The organism is Spirillospora sp. NPDC049024 (assembly GCF_040649235.1).
Lineage (GTDB): Bacteria > Actinomycetota > Actinomycetes > Streptosporangiales > Streptosporangiaceae > Spirillospora.
In genome coordinates this window covers 23,146-39,709 of sequence record NZ_JBEZFD010000025.1, presented here as the reverse complement: position 1 = coordinate 39,709, position 16,564 = coordinate 23,146, and the positions used below count along the sequence as shown (strand labels likewise).

15 protein-coding genes are annotated in these 16,564 nt (G+C 73.0%); 4 read left to right on the top strand and 11 right to left on the bottom strand.

Annotation, left to right across the window (positions count from 1 at the left end; translation table 11 throughout):
- Position 1: 1 nt before the first annotated feature.
- The 8 genes from AB0C21_RS35230 to AB0C21_RS35195 all read right to left on the bottom strand — a co-directional run bounded on the left by AB0C21_RS35230 (position 2) and on the right by AB0C21_RS35195 (position 9,359).
- Complete coding sequence (locus AB0C21_RS35230; protein WP_500210206.1) at positions 2–1,969, bottom strand: ATP-binding SpoIIE family protein phosphatase; 1,968 nt, start codon at positions 1,967–1,969, stop codon at positions 2–4.
- Between the two features lie 93 nt (positions 1,970–2,062).
- On the bottom strand, positions 2,063–2,836 hold the full coding sequence (locus AB0C21_RS35225) for an SDR family oxidoreductase (protein WP_500210204.1): 774 nt from the start codon (positions 2,834–2,836) through the stop codon (positions 2,063–2,065).
- Between the two features lie 42 nt (positions 2,837–2,878).
- Positions 2,879–3,739, bottom strand: coding sequence for a spermidine synthase (locus tag AB0C21_RS35220; protein ID WP_500210202.1), 861 nt, complete (start codon positions 3,737–3,739; stop codon positions 2,879–2,881).
- A gap of 39 nt (positions 3,740–3,778) precedes the next feature.
- Complete coding sequence (locus AB0C21_RS35215; protein WP_500210201.1) at positions 3,779–4,807, bottom strand: ABC transporter ATP-binding protein; 1,029 nt, start codon at positions 4,805–4,807, stop codon at positions 3,779–3,781.
- Positions 4,791–5,825 carry an ABC transporter ATP-binding protein gene (locus AB0C21_RS35210; protein WP_500210199.1) on the bottom strand — a complete coding sequence of 345 codons (1,035 nt, stop codon included), beginning with the start codon at positions 5,823–5,825 and terminating at the stop codon, positions 4,791–4,793. Before AB0C21_RS35210 ends, AB0C21_RS35215 begins: the two co-directional genes overlap by 17 nt.
- Positions 5,826–5,833: 8 nt before the next feature.
- Positions 5,834–6,796, bottom strand: a complete 963-nt coding sequence (locus tag AB0C21_RS35205; RefSeq protein ID WP_500210198.1) for an ABC transporter permease — start codon at positions 6,794–6,796, stop codon at positions 5,834–5,836.
- 7 nt (positions 6,797–6,803) lie between these two features.
- The gene (locus AB0C21_RS35200) at positions 6,804–7,730 is read right to left on the bottom strand and encodes an ABC transporter permease (protein WP_500210197.1); all 927 of its coding nucleotides are present in this window, start codon (positions 7,728–7,730) and stop codon (positions 6,804–6,806) included.
- A gap of 6 nt (positions 7,731–7,736) precedes the next feature.
- Entirely contained in the window at positions 7,737–9,359 is a 1,623-nt protein-coding gene (locus AB0C21_RS35195) for a peptide ABC transporter substrate-binding protein (protein ID WP_500210196.1), read from the bottom strand.
- Between the two features lie 244 nt (positions 9,360–9,603).
- On the opposite strand from AB0C21_RS35195, the gene AB0C21_RS35190 reads away from it, so the two are divergent.
- Entirely contained in the window at positions 9,604–10,929 is a 1,326-nt protein-coding gene (locus AB0C21_RS35190) for a M20/M25/M40 family metallo-hydrolase (protein WP_500210316.1), read from the top strand.
- Between the two features lie 56 nt (positions 10,930–10,985).
- Here AB0C21_RS35190 and AB0C21_RS35185 read toward each other — a convergent pair whose 3' ends face one another.
- The 3 genes from AB0C21_RS35185 to AB0C21_RS35175 all read right to left on the bottom strand — a co-directional run bounded on the left by AB0C21_RS35185 (position 10,986) and on the right by AB0C21_RS35175 (position 13,550).
- Positions 10,986–11,762 carry an ABC transporter permease gene (locus AB0C21_RS35185; protein ID WP_500210195.1) on the bottom strand — a complete coding sequence of 259 codons (777 nt, stop codon included), beginning with the start codon at positions 11,760–11,762 and terminating at the stop codon, positions 10,986–10,988.
- Entirely contained in the window at positions 11,759–12,754 is a 996-nt protein-coding gene (locus AB0C21_RS35180; protein WP_500210194.1) for an ABC transporter ATP-binding protein, read from the bottom strand. The genes AB0C21_RS35185 and AB0C21_RS35180 overlap by 4 nt, the downstream gene beginning before the upstream one ends.
- A 151-nt stretch (positions 12,755–12,905) precedes the next feature.
- Positions 12,906–13,550, bottom strand: coding sequence for a PadR family transcriptional regulator (locus AB0C21_RS35175; RefSeq protein ID WP_500210193.1), 645 nt, complete (start codon positions 13,548–13,550; stop codon positions 12,906–12,908).
- A 101-nt stretch (positions 13,551–13,651) separates the two neighbouring features.
- Between AB0C21_RS35175 and AB0C21_RS35170 the strand changes: the two genes are divergently transcribed.
- The 3 genes from AB0C21_RS35170 (at position 13,652) to AB0C21_RS35160 (ending at position 16,544) form a co-directional block, all read left to right on the top strand.
- Positions 13,652–14,566, top strand: coding sequence for a hypothetical protein (locus AB0C21_RS35170; protein WP_500210192.1), 915 nt, complete (start codon positions 13,652–13,654; stop codon positions 14,564–14,566).
- Positions 14,567–14,656: 90 nt separating this feature from the next.
- Positions 14,657–15,694 (top strand): MBL fold metallo-hydrolase, encoded by a 1,038-nt coding sequence (locus AB0C21_RS35165; protein WP_500210191.1) that lies wholly within the window; start codon positions 14,657–14,659, stop codon positions 15,692–15,694.
- Between the two features lie 103 nt (positions 15,695–15,797).
- Positions 15,798–16,544 carry a DUF899 domain-containing protein gene (locus tag AB0C21_RS35160; protein ID WP_500210189.1) on the top strand — a complete coding sequence of 249 codons (747 nt, stop codon included), beginning with the start codon at positions 15,798–15,800 and terminating at the stop codon, positions 16,542–16,544.
- Positions 16,545–16,564 lie beyond the last annotated feature (20 nt).

Here is a 16,564-nt window from a genome sequence, read left to right as displayed (position 1 = left end):
CTCACGGGAGCGGCTGCTCGCACCAGACGACCTTGCCGCCCTTGGTGCGGCGGACCCCCCAGCGCTGCGCCAGCCGCCCCACCACCTGGAGGCCGCGGCCCGACTCGCTCGTGTCGTCCTCGTCCTCCTGGTAGCGGACCCGTGGGCGCCCGTCGGAGGAGTCGAACACCTCGCAGACCAGCCCGCCCTCCAGCACCAGCCGCAGCCCGATGCGGCCCCCGGCGTGCCGGACGGCGTTGGTGACCAGCTCCGACGCCAGCAGGGTGGTGGTGTAGGCCATGTCCTCCAGATCCCAGCGGGCGAGCCGGTCGCGGATGAGGCCGCGCGCCCGGCGGACGGCGGCGGGCTCGGCGGGCAGCTCCCAGGAGGCGTGCCGGTCGGCCGGGATCCGCGCCAGCCGCGCGACGAGCATCGCGATGTCGTCGCGGTGCTGGTCGTCGTAGACGCCGTCGAGGGCGGCCTGGCACAGGTCCTCCAGGGGGCGGCCGGCCGCGCCCGGCCCGAAGGTGGCGCGCAGCCTGGCCAGGCCGTCGTCGATGTCGCGGGCCCGGTTCTCCACCAGGCCGTCGGTGTAGAGGAACAGCAGCGTCCCGTCCTCGACGGTGAACTCGCGGCTGACGATCGGGCCCTCGCCGCCGACGCCGAGCGGCGGCGCGGGCGGCACCGGCAGGTACTCCGAGGCCGTGCCGGGCGGGGCCAGCAGCGGCGGCAGGTGCCCGGCGCTGGCGACCTCGCACCGGCCGCTCACCGCGTCGTAGACGACGTAGGCGCAGGTGGCGAAGTGGGGCTCGCGCTCGCCGAGCGTCCGCATCAGGGAGTCGAGCCGCTCCAGCGCCTCGGCGGGCGGCAACTCCAGCCCGGCGAGGGTGTGGATGGCGGTGCGGAGCCGCCCCATGGTGACGGCGGCCTTCACGCCGTGCCCGGCCACGTCCCCGACGACCAGCGCGACCCGCGCGCCCGGCAGCGCGATCGACTCGTACCAGTCGCCGCCGACCTCGATGAGCCTGCTGCCCGGCAGGTACCGGTGGTGGACCTCCACCGGCGACGGCGCCGACAGCCCGGTCGGCAGGAGGCTGCGCTGCAGGGTCAGCGCGGTCGCCCGCTCCCGGGAGTACTGCCGGGCGCTCTCGATGAAGATGGCCGCCCGGGCGGCGAACTCCATCCCGATCTCGATGTCGTAGGCGTCGAACGGGCGGTGCGCGACGTTGCGGGTGCAGACGAAGAAGCCGAGGACGCCCACCGGCGAGATGATCGGCAGCAGCAGCATCGACGCGCCCTTGAGCAGCTCGGCGACCGGCGGCCGCCGCCACGAGGAGGCGAGCCACGCCGACCCCTCGCCGCCGAGCGAGCGCAGCACCGGCTCGCCGGACTCCAGGCACAGCGCGTGCGGGGTCCCCCGCGGGTAGCCGAGGGACTCCCCGGTCGGGAACGTCGCGTCCCAGGCCGGGTCCTCGTCGTCGAACCCGATCGCCATCCGGCGCAGCTGGGGGCCGTCGGGGCCCTCCGGCCCCTCGTCGGCGTCGATGTGGGTCTCCAGCAGCAGCAGCGCGCCGGAATTGCAGAAGTGCGGGACGAGCACGTCCATCAGCCCGCGCGCGAGCATTTCCAGGTCGAGCGTGGAGCCGATCCGCGGGAGCGCGTCGTCCAGCAGCGCGCGGCGGATGACGGCCGGGTCGACGAACCGGTCCGCCAGCGGCACCGGCACCTTCACGACGGCGAGCGCGGCGATCCCGGGCGCGCCGCCGCTCATCGGGTGGACGGTCACGACGGCGTCGAGCGTGCCGCCGACCGGAGTCTCCACGGCGAGCATGGCGGTGCGCTCCCGCCCGGCCTTCAGCGCCTCCAGCAGCGGCGCGTGCGCGCCGGGGATCACCTCGTCCAGCAGGGCGCCCAGCAGGCCGTTCTCATTCGGGCTCAGAACCGCAGCGGCATTGCGGTCGAACTGGAGAATTCTCCCCGACGAATCCATGCCGAGAATGAGAATTCGGGTGGACGACTCCATCGCTCGATTATGGGACATCGAGCGGCCCGATGAGACCGATACGGGAGGGGAATCCGTCCCTTACCGATGCGTATGGGTCTCATCCAGGAACTGACGCCACGTCCGCTTCCCGACCGCGCGGTCCGGCGTCAGGTGATGCCCCTCCCGGAACCCGCGCGCGGCGCGCCCGGGGAGCGGGAGCGGCACCCGGACAGGGCGCCGCAGCCCCCGCGCCCTCAGGTAGTCCCGCATCATCTCCTCGGCCGTGAGCACCTCCGGGCCGCCCATGTCGTCGACCCGCCGCGCGGGCCCGGCGCCCAGGGCCAGCTCGGCGAGCCGCGCCGCGACCTCGCCGGCGTCGACCGGCTGGTCCCGCAGCCCTCGCGGCAGCAGCACCAGGCCGGGGATCTTGGTGAGCGCGTTGAAGACCGTGTCGGGCAGGGTGTGGAACTGGGTGGCGCGCAAGATCGTGTACGGCAGGCCGGACTCCTCGATCATCCGCTCCACCGCGTACTTGATCTGGTAATAGCGGTAAGGGATCTTGTCGACGCCGACGATCGAGATATAGACCAGGTGCGGCGCGCCCTGCCCGCGCGCGGTCTCGATCAGCCTCCGCGCGGCGGTGAGGTCCCGCTTGTAGTGGAACGGGTCGCTGGCGCAGTGCACGATCGTCTCGGCGCCGGCGAGGGCGTCCTCGAGGCCCTCGCCGGTCACGAGGTCGCCCTGGTGCCACGTCACCCCGGCCTCCGGCTCCCGGGCGCGGCGGCTGAGCGCGTGCACGTCCGCGCCGGCCTCGGCCAGCAGGCGGGTGACGGGCCGGCCGAGCGTGCCGCTGGCCCCGGTCACGAGGATCATGGTCGCCTCCTTGGGCGGGTCGTGGGATGCGGCGGAGCGTCGTCAGGACCTGCCGAAGACCTGCGGCGGCGGGACGGGCGCGACGATCTCCTCTCCGTCGTGCAGCGGCGCGGCGCCGGCGCAGAACGCGGCCAGGTCGCCGCCCTCCAGCAGCCGGGCGCGCACGACGCCGCCCGCGGCGCGGCGCGTCAGCTCGGCCACCGGGAGCGGCTCCCGCGACGCGGCCACGATCAGGTTCCCGAAGCGGCGGCCCCGCAGCACGCCGGGGTCGCCCATCAGCAGCGCGTGCCGGAACACCGAGCGGACCGTCGCGGTCACCCGGCGGGCGAACGGCAGCCGGAACCCGTCGGCGACGTTGGCCAGGTAGACGCCGCCGGGCCGCAGCACCCGCGCGGCGTCCACGACGAACTCGCGGGTCGCGAGGTCCGGCGGCATCGAGGCCCCGGCGAAGGCGTCCATCACGACCAGGTCGTCGGCCTCGTCCGCGAGCGCGGCGATCCCCGAGCGCCCGTCGGTGATCCGGATCCGCAGGCCGCGGACGTTCTTGACCGGCAGCCGCTCCCGGACGACCTGCACCAGCTCGGCGTCCGGCTCCAGCACGATCTGCCGCGAGCCCGGCCGGGTCGCGGCGATGTAGCGGGGCAGCGTGCACCCGGCGCCGCCGACGTGCACCGCGTCGAACGCCTCCCCGGCCAGGCCGAGCGAGTCGACCACGTCGCCCATCAGCCGCATGTACTCGAAGTCGAGGTAGGTGGGGTCGGACAGGTCCACGTACGACTGGGGGACGCCGTCGACGAGCAGCATCCAGCCGCCGTCGCGGTCGGCGTCGCGCAGGAGCTCGGCCTCCCCGCCGGCGATCTCGTAGGTTCGCGGCCGGGATCCGTGCCTGCCCTTGCGTGCCATGGCCTCCACCCTACGGACCGCCGCCCGCGCGGCCCGCGATCAGGTCTGTTCCGTCAGGTCCGTCAGGACGGTCTCCGCCGCGAAGTGGCAGGCGCTGGGATGGGCGGAGCCCTCCCGCTGCTCCAGCGCGGGCACCTCCTCCGCGCAGATGTCCTGAGCCTTCCAGCAGCGGGTGCGGAACCGGCAGCCGGACGGCGGGTCCAGCGGCGACGGCGGCTCCCCCTCCAGCCGGATCTGCTCGGCCCAGCCGGGCGCGTCCGGGTCGGGCACCGGGACGGCCGACAGCAGCGCCTGCGTGTACGGATGGGTGGGGTGCTCGTAGATCTGGGCCTCGTCGCCCGTCTCGACCACCTTGCCCAGGTACATGACGGCGATCCGGTCGGAGATGTGGCGGACGGCCGCCAGATCGTGCGCGATGAACACGTACGCCAGGCCGAGTTCGCGCTGCAGCTCGGCGAGCAGGTTCATCACCTGCGCCTGGACGGACACGTCCAGCGCCGAGACGGGCTCGTCGCACACGATGACGTCGGGGCGCAGCGCCAGCGCGCGGGCGATGCCGACGCGCTGGCGCTGCCCGCCGGAGAACTGGTGCGGGTAGCGGCTGACGTGGGCGGGGTCGAGGCCGACGAGCTCCAGCAGCTCCTGGACGCGCCGGCGCCGCTCGCCCTTCGGCGCGACCTCGGGGTGGACGGCGAACGGCTCCCCCACGATGTCGCCGACCGTCATCCGCGGGTTGAGCGACGAGTACGGGTCCTGCATCACCATCTGGACGCGGCGGCGCAGCGCCCGCAGCTCCGGCTTCGGCATCGCGAAGATGTCGCGGCCGTCGAAGCGGACCGTCCCGGCGGTGGGGCGCTCGGCCGCGAGCAGGAGCTTGGCCAGCGTCGACTTCCCGCACCCGGACTCGCCGACGATCCCGAGGGTCTCGCCGCGGCGCAGCTCCAGATTCACCCCGTCCACGGCCTTGACCTGCCCGACCGCGCGCTTGACCACGACGCCGCGGGTCACGGGGTAGTGCTTGACGAGGCCCTCCACCTCCAGGATCGGGCCCTCACTCGGCTCCGGCACGGTGCATCTCCTCGGCGAAGTGGCAGGCGGCCTCGTGCCCCGGGGCGACGGTGACGAGCGGCGGCCGCTCCGCCGCGCACAGCGCCTCGGCGCGCGGGCAGCGCGGCTGGAAGGGGCAGCCCGGCGGGAGCGCGACCGGGTTCGGCGGCGACCCCTTGATCGGGACGAGCGGGCCGCCGCGCCGGTCGAGCCGCGGCACCGAGGCGAGCAGGCCCCGGGTGTAGGGGTGGGCGGGCCGCGCGTACAGCTCCCGGGCGGGGGCCTGTTCGGCGACCGACCCCGCGTACATCACGACGATCCGGTCGGCGACGCCGGCGACGACGCCGAGGTCGTGCGTGATCAGCACCATGCCCATGCGCAGCTCGTCCTGCAGCCCGGCCAGCAGCCGCATGATCTGCGCCTGCACGGTCACGTCGAGCGCGGTGGTCGGCTCGTCGGCGATCAGCACGTCCGGCTCCAGCGCGAGGGCCATCGCGATCATGATGCGCTGGCGCATGCCGCCGGAGAACTGGTGCGGGTAGTCGCCGAGCCGGCTCCGGGCGGAGGGGATCCGCACCCGCTCCATCAGCTCGACGGCCTTCGCGGTGGCCTCCTTGCGGCCGAGGCCCCGGTGCACCCGGAACATCTCGCGGAGCTGGTCGCCGACCGTGAAGACCGGGTTCAGCGCGGTCAGCGCGTCCTGGAAGATCATCGAGATGCGGTCGCCGCGGTACGCGCGGCGCCGCCGCTCGGGCAGGCCGAGCAGCTCCTCGCCGCGCAGCCGGACCGACCCGCGCTCGACGCGCGCGGGCGGGACGTCCAGGATGCCCATCACGGCCTGCGCCGCGACGCTCTTCCCGGATCCCGACTCGCCGAGGATCGCGAGCGTCTCGCCCTCGGCGAGGGTGTAGGACAGCCCGTTCACCGCGTGCACGTCCTGGTCCCGCACGCGGAACCGCACGTGCAGGTCCTCGACGCGCAGGAGCGGCGCCTCCGGTTCCGGGGCGGGGACCGGGTCGTCCTTCAGGTCCGTGGTCATGTCTCGGCTCACCGCAGCTTCGGGTCGAGGGCGTCGCGGACGGCGTCGCCGAGCAGCAGGAAGCTCAGCACCGTGGCCGACAGGAACACCGCGGGGAAGATCAGCAGATGCGGATGGTCGACGAAGGCGTCCTTCGCCTGGTTGAGCTGGAGGCCCCAGGAGACCTCCGGGTACTGGAGGCCGACGCCGAGGAAGTCCAGCGTCGCCTCGCCCACGATCACGTGGCCGACGTTGAGGGTGGCCACCACGATCACCGGGGCGATCGCGTTCGGCAGGATGTGCCGGATCATGATTCGCCGGTCGGACGCGCCGAGCAGCCGCGCCGCCTGCACGTAGTCGGCGTCGCGGACGGAGATGACCTGCCCCCGCATGATGCGGATCATCGTCGTCCAGCCGAGCAGGACCAGCACCAGCGTCATCGCCCACACCCCGTGCGAGGGGAAGGCGACCAGGATCACGGTGGCGCCGAGCACGAACGGCAGCCCGAAGAAGATGTCGGTCAGCCGGGCGATCAGCGCGTCGACCAGGCCGCCGTAGTATCCGGCGAGCAGTCCGAACAGCAGCGCGATCAGCAGCGCGAACACGGTGACGGCGACGCCGATCAGCAGCGTCGGGCGGGCGCCGTGCACGACGTGCGCGTAGTAGTCGCAGCCCGCGAGGTCGGTGCCGAACCAGTGGTCGCCGGACGGCCCGAGCTTGGCGTCGTTCGGGTCGCAGCCCTCGTTGACCGCGGTGGCGGTGAACAGCCGCGGCACCGCGGCCATGAGCGTCACGAGCGCGAGGACCGCCACCGAGCCCCAGAAGATCCAGCGGCGCCGCAGTTCGTGCCACGCGTCGTCCCACAGCGACGCCCGGCCGATCTCCCCGCCGGCGACGGCGACCGCGGCGGCGCTCGTCCCCGGGGCGCCGGCGCCGGCCGGCGCCTCCGGCTCGGCGCCCGGCGGCCCGGCGTCCGGCTGCTTGATGGTCATGCGCTCCTCACTCGTACCTGATCCGCGGGTCGAGCACCCCGTACAGCAGGTCCACGACCAGGTTGACCAGCAGGAAGATCAGCACCAGCAGGGTGACCGCGCCGACCACGACGGGCCCCTCCTTCAGCTGGATCGACTCGAAGACCTGCCCTCCGATGCCCGGCAGGTTGAAGATGCCCTCGGTCACGACCGCGCCGGCCATCATGTTCCCGAAGTCGACGCCGAGATAGGTCACCACCGGGATCAGCGAGTTGCGCAGGGCGTGCCGGCCGACCACCCGCGCCCGCGAGAGCCCCTTGGCGTTCGCGGTGCGCACGTAGTCGGCCCGCAGGTTCTCCGACAGGCTCGTGCGGGTCAGCCGCGCCACGTACGACAGGCCGAGCGAGCCGAGCACCATCCCGGGCAGCAGGTAGCTCATCGGCCAGCCGTCGTCCGTCCCGGCCGTGGGGAAGATCTGCCAGTGCAGCCCGAACAGGAGCTGCGCCGCGTAGCCGAGCACGAACACCGGCACCGCGATGACCAGCGTGGTCCCGCTGAGGACGAGGGTGTCGGCGAGCTTGCCGCGGCGCAGGCCCGCCCAGACGCCGAGCAGGATCCCGAGGGCCAGCTCGAAGATCCAGGCGGTGACGGCGAGCTGCGCCGTCACCGCCCAGCGCCCGCTGAGCATCTCCGAGACGCTCTCGCCGGTGTAGTTCTCGCCGAGGTTGCCCTGGAGGAGGCCCCACATGTACTTGGCGTACTGCACCAGCAGGGGGTCGTTCAGGTTGTAGCGGTCGCGGAGGGTCGCCAGGACGTTCTCCGGGACCGGCTTGTCCCCGGCGAGCGCCTGGATCGGATCGCCCGGCAGTGCGAACACCATCGCGTAGATGAGCAGCGTGGTGCCGATGAAGACGGGGACCGCCTGCAGGAGCCGCCGGAGGACGTAGCGCCACATCGCCGGCTACTTCACCGTCACTTCGGTGGCGATCAGGCCCGTGGAGAACGGGGTGATCGTGACGTTGTCGACCCGCTTGGAGCGGCCGCCCTCGCCCGCCCACGTCCACAGCGGGATCATCGGCATCTCCCGGATGGCGATGTCCTCGGCCTGGTTGTAGAGCGCGAAGGCCTGCTGCTGGTCGGGCGTCTTGTTGGCCTTGGAGATCAGGTCGTCGAACTCCGTGTTCTTCCAGCCCATGCGGTTGCCCGCCGAGCCCCACATGTTCTCCAGGTAGTTCTGCGGGCTCGGGTAGTCGGCCTCCCAGTTCTGCCGGTACGGGCCCTTCTCCTTGCGGTCGCTCAGCAGGGAGAAGTAGTCGGAGGCGGGGACCTGCCGGAACTGGATGTCCTTGATGCCGAGGTTGTCGCGCAGCGAGTTGGCGACGATCCGCATCCACTGGGCGTAGGTCGGCTGCGCGTTGGAGAAGTACAGCTCCAGCGTCCCGGAGAATCCGCCGGCCTTGTCGAACAGCTGCTTGGCCTTGGCGGGGTCGTAGGTGCACAGCTCACCGCAGGCGTTCGCGCGGTGCCCGGGGATGATGGACGGGACCAGCGAGTCGGCGGGGAAGTAGCTGCCGTTGAAGACGGCCTTGTTGATGCCCTGCCGGTCGATCGCCATCGAGATGGCCTTGCGCAGGTCGGGATTGGCGAACCGCTTGTCGAACACGGGAATGCCGAGGTAGTCGGTCGTGCTCATCTTCCGGGTGAGGAACCGGTCGCCCAGGAGCCGCTTGGCCTCGGGGACCTTGGCGGACGGAATGGTCTGGAGCACGTCGATCCGGCCCGCCCGCAGGTCGGTGTAGGCGGTGTCCGCGCTGGAGTAGCTCTTCCAGGTCACGCCCTTGTTCTTCGGCTTGCGCGCCCCGGTGTAACCGGGGAAGGCGACGAGCTTGATGGGCCCGTTGCGCTTCCAGTTCCCGTCCATCATGTACGGGCCGTTGCCGATCGGGTGGTCGTCGAAGGCCTTGGTGTCCTTGAGCCCGGCCTTCGGCATCGGCGCGTACGCCGGGTAGGTCAGCAGCAGCGGGAACTGGCTGAACGGGTCGTTCAGCGTGACCTTGAGCGTGTTCTGGTCGACGACCTCGACCCCGGAGAGCTTGTCGGCCTTGGGCTTGGCGTTCTCGTCCTCGGGGTTCATGTCCTCGTACCCCTTGATGTACGAGAAGTAGTCGTTGGCGCCCATCGCGTTCGGCCCGTACGCGGCGTTGTTCCACGCGTCGGCGAAGCTCTGGGCCGTCACCGGCTCCCCGTTGTGGAACTTCTGCCCCGGCCTGACCTTGATCGTCCAGACCTTCTGGTCGTCCGAGGTGACCGACTCGGCCGCCAGCGGGACGGCCTTGCCGTCCTTGGTCAGGTCCATCAGGTTGTCGAACATCTCGGTGATCACGTCGAAGGCGTAGCTGCCGGTCGTGTTGGCGGGCAGCAGGTGGTCCGGCTCGGAATGGCCCACGGTGAACGTTCCGTCGCCTGCCTCGGCGTCGTCGCTCCCGCCGCAGGCCGAAAGGCCGAGTGAGGCGGCCAGCGCCACCGCGGCGAGGCCCGCGACATTCAGGCGGAGACCTCTTCCGGCACCCCTCAGGATGGTCATGCTCCTCCTCGGCCGTCTTTCTTCCGGCGGGCCTCTTGGCCGCCCGCCGCACCTGGATTGTTCGCAGCGTCGTACTCACTTTGACGGTTTGGGTACGGCGCTGACGGATCCGAAACCGGATCGAGACGTTCTTGATCATTAGTTGACACTGGTCAGCGACGGACCAAAATGAAGCTTCGTTGCAAAAGGGGACAATGGGGGTGTGGTGCACTTCGATCAGGCGGGCGCGACGGCGGGCGGCACGGTGGACGGCACGGTGGACGGGACCGGCGCCGATCCGGCGGGCGCCGAGGCGGCGGCGATCTGCGCGGACCTGATCAGGTTCGCCACCGTGAACCGGGGCGAGGGCGTGGCCGAGCCGGAGCGGCCGGCCGCCGAGCACGTCGCCGCCCTGCTGGACGAGGCGGGCGTCGAGGCGACGATCGTCGAGTCGGCGCCGGGCCGAGCCAGCACGCTCGCCCGGATCCCCGGCACCGACCCGTCCCATCCGGCGTTCCTGATCCACGGGCACCTGGACGTGGTCCCCGCCGATCCGGCGGACTGGAGCGTTCCGCCGTTCTCCGGCGAGGTGCGGGACGGGTGCGTGTGGGGGCGCGGCGCCGTCGACATGAAGGGCAGCCTCGCGATGACGCTCGCGACCGTGCGGGCGCGGCTGCGGGAGGGGCGGCGCACGCGCGGCGACCTGGTCCTGGCCTTCCTCGCCGACGAGGAGTGCACCGGCGAGTACGGGTCCCGGTACGTGGCGCGCGAGCACCGCGGGTTCTTCGAGGGCTGCACGGAGGCGATCAGCGAGTCCGGCGGGTTCAGCGTGGACGCCGGCGGGACGCGGATCTACCCCATCGCGACCGGCGAGCGCGGCACGACCTGGATGAGGCTGACGGCGCGCGGCACGGCCGGGCACGGCTCGAAGCCCGCCCCCGACAACGCGGTGGCCGAGATCGCGCACGCGGTGTCCCGGCTGGCCTCCCACGAGTGGCCGGTCCGCCTGACGCCGGGCGTGCGGGCGCTGCTGGACGGGCTGGCGGACGCCCTCGGCACCTCCATCGACCACGACCGCCTCGACGAGGAGGCGGCCCGGCTCGGCCGGGCCGGGCACCTGTTCGCCGGGACGATCCGCAACTCGGCCAACCCGACCCGGCTCGACGCCGGCTACAAGGTCAACGTCGTGCCCGGGGTGGCGACCGCGCAGGTCGACGGACGGTACCTGCCCGGCACGGGCGAGGAGTTCCTCGCCACGGTCGACCGGCTGCTCGGCCCGAAGGTGACCCGCGAGTTCATCAACTACGAGGAGGCCCCGGCCGCCGACCCGGCGGGCCCGACGTTCGCCGCGCTCGCGGACGCGCTGCGCGCCGAGGACCCGCTCGCGCGCCCCGTCCCGTACGTGATGGCCGGGGGGACCGACGCGAAGTCGTTCCACCGCATCGGGATCACGAGCTTCGGTTTCGCGCCGCTGCTGCTCGGCCCGGAGCTCGACTACTTCGGGATGTTCCACGGCGTGGACGAGCGGGTCCCGCTGGACGGCCTCGCCTTCGGGACCCGCGTGCTGGACCGGTTCCTCGACACCCGGTAGGACCGGCGGGGTCCGGGTGCGTTACGCCACCCGTTCCCCCGCCGGTCCTGCCCCGGTCACTGCGACTTCTGATAGCTCCGCAGCGAGTGGACGGCGAGCCCGACCGCGGCCGCCGTCAGGGCGAGCAGCCACCCGCCGTGCGTCCCGACGGCCCCCCAGTCGGGATCGTCGGCGAGCGCGCCGCGCGCCGCGTCCAGGGCCCAGCTCACCGGGTTGCCGGCCGCGACGTGCCGCATCCAGCCCGGCATCAGCCCCTTCGCCATGAACGCCGACGACAGGAACGTCAGCGGCAGCAGGAGCATCACGTTCAGGCCGATGATGGTGTTGCGGTCGCGCACGAGCAGCGCGAGGGTGTTGGACAGCGCGGCGAGGACGACGCCGATCAGCACCGACGCGGCGACCAGCACCGCCAGGCCCGTGAGGCCGCCCGGGTAGTGCGCGCCCGCGGCCCCTCCCAGCGCGATGATCACGATGGACTGGAACGCCGTGCTGAGGGCCTGCTCGACGACGCCGGCGTTCGCGATGGCGCCGCGCCGCACCGGCGTGACGAGGAACCGGTTGAGGGTCCCGCGCTCGATCTCGTCCATGGTCGCCATCCCGGCGAAGGAGTTCAGCGACACCGCGTTCATGACCACCACGCCGGGCACGATGTAGTCCAGGTAGGACTGCGTGCCGAAGCCGGGCAGCTCGACCACCCTCCTGAACAGCTGGCCGAACAGGAACAGCCAGATCATCGGCTGCACCAGCGTCATGACGACGACGGCCGGGTTGCGCACCAGCGCGGTCAGCCGCCGGTGGGTCATCCACCAGGTCCCGGTCACGAGGGCGGTCATCGGGCACCTCCGGCGGCGGCGGTCTCGGCGTGGGCGTCGCCGTCGGCGTGCGCGAACCTGCGGCCGGCGTAGCGCAGGTACACGTCGTCCAGCGAGGGCCGCGCGACGGTCGCCGCCGCCGCCGGGACGCCCGCCTGGTCGAGCGCGGCGAGGACGGCGGGGACCGCCGCCGCGCCGTCGTCGGCGCGGGCGCTGAGGCGCGGCCCGTCCACGACGACCTCGCGCACGCCGGGGAGGCGGTCCAGCGCCTCCCGCACCCGCGGCTCGGGCGGCGCCTCCCGCCACTCCACGTGGACGGCGTCGCCGCGCAGCTCGCCCTTGAGCGCGTCGGGGGTGCCCTCGACCACGACGCGGCCCCGGTCGACGATCGCCAGCCGCCGCGCGAGCCGGTCGGCCTCCTCCAGGTAGTGGGTGGTCAGCAGGATCGCGAGCGCGTCGTCGCCCGCCAGCCGCGCGATCTCCGCCCACATCGATGCGCGCGCCTCCGGGTCGAGGCCGGTGGTGGGCTCGTCCAGGAACAGCACCTGCGGCCGGTGGACGAGGCCGAGCGCGACGTCGAGCCGTCGCCGCATCCCGCCGGAGTAGGTCTTCGCCGGCCTGCCCGCCGCGTCCTCCAGCCCGAACCTGGCGAGCAGCTCGGCCGCGCGCCGCCGCGCCTGCGCCCCGCCCATCCCGTAGAGGCGGCCTTGCAGAACGAGGTTGTCGCGGCCGCTCGCCTCGGGGTCGGCGCCCGACCGCTGCGACACCACGCCGATGACGCGCCGGACCCGGTCGGGCCGGCGCAGCACGTCGTGCCCGGCCACGGCCGCGGCACCCGCGTCCGGCCGGACCAGCGTGGTGAGGATCTTGACGGTGGTGGACTTGCCCGCCCCGTTGGGGCCGAGCAGCCCGAGGATCTCGCCCCGCCCGACCGTGACCGACAGGCCGTCCAGGGCCCGGACGTCGCCGGGGTAGTTCTTCACGAGGCCCTCGGCCTCGATGGCATGCGCCATGTTCTCCTCCGTGGAAGGAAACGTGCCGCACGAAGGGCCCCGGATAGGCTGGTGTCGCGTCACGCCGCCAGGGCCCGCTCCGCGCGGGTTCTCGGTGGTGGGTCCCGGCCCGGCGGCGGTGTTGCAGCACCGCCGCCGGGCCTCTCGCTCGCTAGTCCTTCGGGGCTCCCCTCTCCGCCAGCTCGGCGAGCTCGGGCGGCATCTCGCCCGTCTCGTGGAAGGCCCGCCACAGGTCGAGGTCCGGCAGCGTGCCGTCCTCGATCTCGGCGAGGAAGCCGCGCACCCATTCGGCCTCGGCGCGCCGCATCGCGAGGTCGTACTCGGCCTCGATCAGGAAGAGGCGGGGGACCTCCTTCGCGGCCTCCAGGACGGCCCGGTCCTCGGCGATCTCCCGTTCCATCGCGCCGAGGCGGCGGCGCAGCAGGGCCGCCGCCTCGTCCGGGCCGAGCGCGCCGAGGACCGACAGCCCCGCCTCGAAGCGCGGCCGCTCCCGCTCGGGCACCCCGATGAGCTCCCGGACCCAGTCGGCCAGCTCGTCCCGTCCCGCGTCGGTGATGCGGTAGACGGTGCGCTCGGGCCGTGACCCGTGCCGGGAGCTCCCCTCGACGGCCAGGAACCCGTGCTTCTCCAGGTTGCCGACGACGGTGTAGAGCGACCCCCACTTGATGTCCATGTCGCGGTCCTTGCCGCGGGCGCGCATCAGCGAGGCCATCTCATACGGGTGCATCGGCTTGGCGGAGACGGTCGACAGCACGGCGAGCCCCAGAAGGTTGCCCACCTTGCGCCGCTTGGCCATCTCGCCTCCTCGTAGCCGAATACTCGCCGCCGAGTATTGCACTCGGAACCAGGCCCGTCCACCCCCGATGCACGCGGATCCGGCGCGGGTAGAGATCGGACGTGGACTTCTCCAGTGCGGCCGAAGAGTTGTACGGCGTCCTGCCCGCCGACTTCGTGGAGGCCCGCACGCGCCTGGTCCGGGAGGCGAAGGCGGAGGGCGACGCCGCGCTCGCGAAGCGGATCGGGGCGCTGCGCCGCCCCACGCTCTCCGCCTGGGCGGTGAACCTCCTGGCGCGCTCGGCCGCCGGCGACCTCGCCGACCTGCTGGACGTCGGCGAGGAGATGCGGGCCGCCTGGGGCTCCGGCCGCGGCCTCGGGGACCTGGAGCGGCGCCGCGCCGGCCTCGTCGGGTCGCTGGTGCGCGCCGCGGGCGAGCTCGCCGCGGAAGCGGGCAACGCGCTGCGGGAGCAGGCGGTCCGCGAGGTGGAGGACACCCTCCAGGCCGCCACGGTGGACGCCGGCATCGCCGAGGAGGTCAGGGAGGGGCGGCTGTCGCAGCCCCGCAGCCACTCCGGCTTCGTCCCGGCCGGTTTCGCGACGGCGCCCCCGGACGGGGAGGAAGGCGCGAAGCCGAAGCCGAAGCCGAAGGAGAAGCCCGCCAAGGCGAAGCCGTCGCCGGAGAGGAAGCCGGAGAAGAAGGAGGAGGAACCGGCGAAGTCGAACGTGGCGCGCACGAGCGCGGTCCGCGCCAAGCGCGCGGAGACGCTGCGCAAGCGCGCCGAGCAGGCCGAGGACAAGCTGGCCGACCGGGAGGAGCAAGCGGAGGCGGCCAGGAGCGAGGCGCAGGAGGCCTCCGCGAAGGTCGGGCACCTCCGGCGCGAACTGGAACGGGCGATCGCCGAGCGGGACGCCGCGTCCCGGAGGGCGGAGCGCGCCGAGCAGAACCGCGCCCGCGCGGAGGAGGCCGCCCGCGAGGCCCGCCGGGCCGCGACCGAGGCCCGCCGCGCCGCCGCCCGCGACCCCCACCCCGGGTAGTCCCCGCCCGGTAGGGGTCTGGGATAAACGGGATGGCGGGGATGAAGTAGGTTCGTTCCGAACGTGATTCGACAACCAAGGGGGCGCGCGGTGACGGCACCGGTCGTGGAGCAGCCGACTGACTGGACCGAACCGGGCGCGCACCCGGTCGCGCCGGGCGTGCACCGGATCCCCCTGGCGCTGCCGATCCCGTCGCTGCACGCGGTCAACGTGTACGTCATCGAGGACGACGAAGGCCTCGTGGTCGTGGACTCGGGCTGGGCCATGCCCGACACGCGGACCTCGCTCGAAGGCGCGCTCGCCGCACTCGGGCACCGGCTGGACGACGTGGCGCAGTTCCTCGTCACCCACGCCCACTGGGACCACTACTCGCAGGCCCTGGCGCTGCGCGAGTCGTTCGGGACGCGGGTGCGGATCGGCCGGGGCGAGCGGCCGTCGATCGAGGCGTTCGACGTCCACCGGGGACTGCATCCCCGGCAGGTCGAACTGCTGCGCCGGTGCGGCGCGGACGAGCTGGCCGACGAGATCGCGGGCCGGCCGGTGGACCGTTCCGAGCGGGACGTCCCGCACACGATGCCGGACGCGTGGCTGGACGACGGCGAGCGCATCGCCCTGGCGGACCGGGGCCTGGACGTGTTCGCCACGCCGGGCCACACGCGCGGCCACATCGTCCTGCGGGACGCGGCCGCCGGGCTGCTGTTCGCGGGGGACCACATCCTGCCGCACATCACCCCGTCGATCGGGCTGGAGACCGAGCCGGAGCCCAAGCCGCTGCGCAGCTACCTGGAGTCGCTGCGGCTCGTGCGCGACATGCCGGACACCGTGCTGCTGCCCGCGCACGGCCCCGTGCGGCCGAGCGTGCACACCCGGATCGACGAGCTGCTGGAGCACCACGCCGAGCGGCTCGACGTCGCCGCCGCGCAGGTCCGCGCCGGGCACGGCACGGCGTTCGAGGTCGCGGCCGCGATGCGGTGGACGCGCCGCCGCCGCAGCCTCGACGATCTGGACGCGTTCAGCCGGATGCTGGCCGTCCTGGAGATCGAGGCGCATCTGGACGTCCTCGCCGACCGGGGCGTGCTGGACTCCCACGAGGAGGGCGGCGTCCGCCGCTACGCCGTGCGGCGCTGACGCCCCGCGCGATCAGATCCGCGCGATCGGGTCCGGCGCGGGCGATGAGTTCCGGCGCGCCGCCGAGTCTGCATGGGAAACCGTGCAGATCGGAGGACTGAGCATGGCGCTCCCAGACGTCGCCTCCCGCGAAGAGTGGCTGGCGGCCCGCAAAGCACTGCTCGTCAAGGAGAAGGAGCTCACCCGCGCCCGCGACGCGCTGAACAGCGCCCGGCGGCGGCTGCCCATGGTGCGGGTCGACAAGGACTACGTCTTCGAGGGGCCGGAGGGCAAGGCGTCCCTGCTCGACCTGTTCGAGGGACGCCGCCAGCTCATCGTGAACCACGCGATGTGGGCCCCGGAGTGGGAGCGCGCCTGCCGGAGCTGCTCGTCGGGTCTCGCGGAGATCTCGGTCGGGCTCCTGCGCCACCTGCACGACCGCGACACGACCTACGCGGCGGTGTCGCGGGCCCCGCAGTCCAAGATCGGGCCGTTCCGGGCGGAGATGGGCTGGGTGTTCCCCTGGTACTCCTCGTTCGGCAGCGACTTCAACTACGACTACCACGTCACCCTGGACGGGTCGGTGGCGCCGGAGGAGTACAACTACCGGCCGGTGCCGCCGGAGGGCGACCGGCCGATGGACCTGCCCGGCGCGAGCTGCTTCCTGCGGGACGGCGACACCGTCTACCACACGTACTCGACGTACGCGCGGGGCGTGGAGCAGGTCGGCGGCTCGTACTACTTCCTCGACGTGACGGCGCTCGGCCGCCAGGAGGAGTGGGAGGAGCCGAAGGGCCGCGGGACGGGCGGCATGCAGGCGGGCGCCAGGCTCCCCTATCCGGACGAGTACGACGACGAGTACTCCCACTGAGAAACGCCGGAACCGGCCTG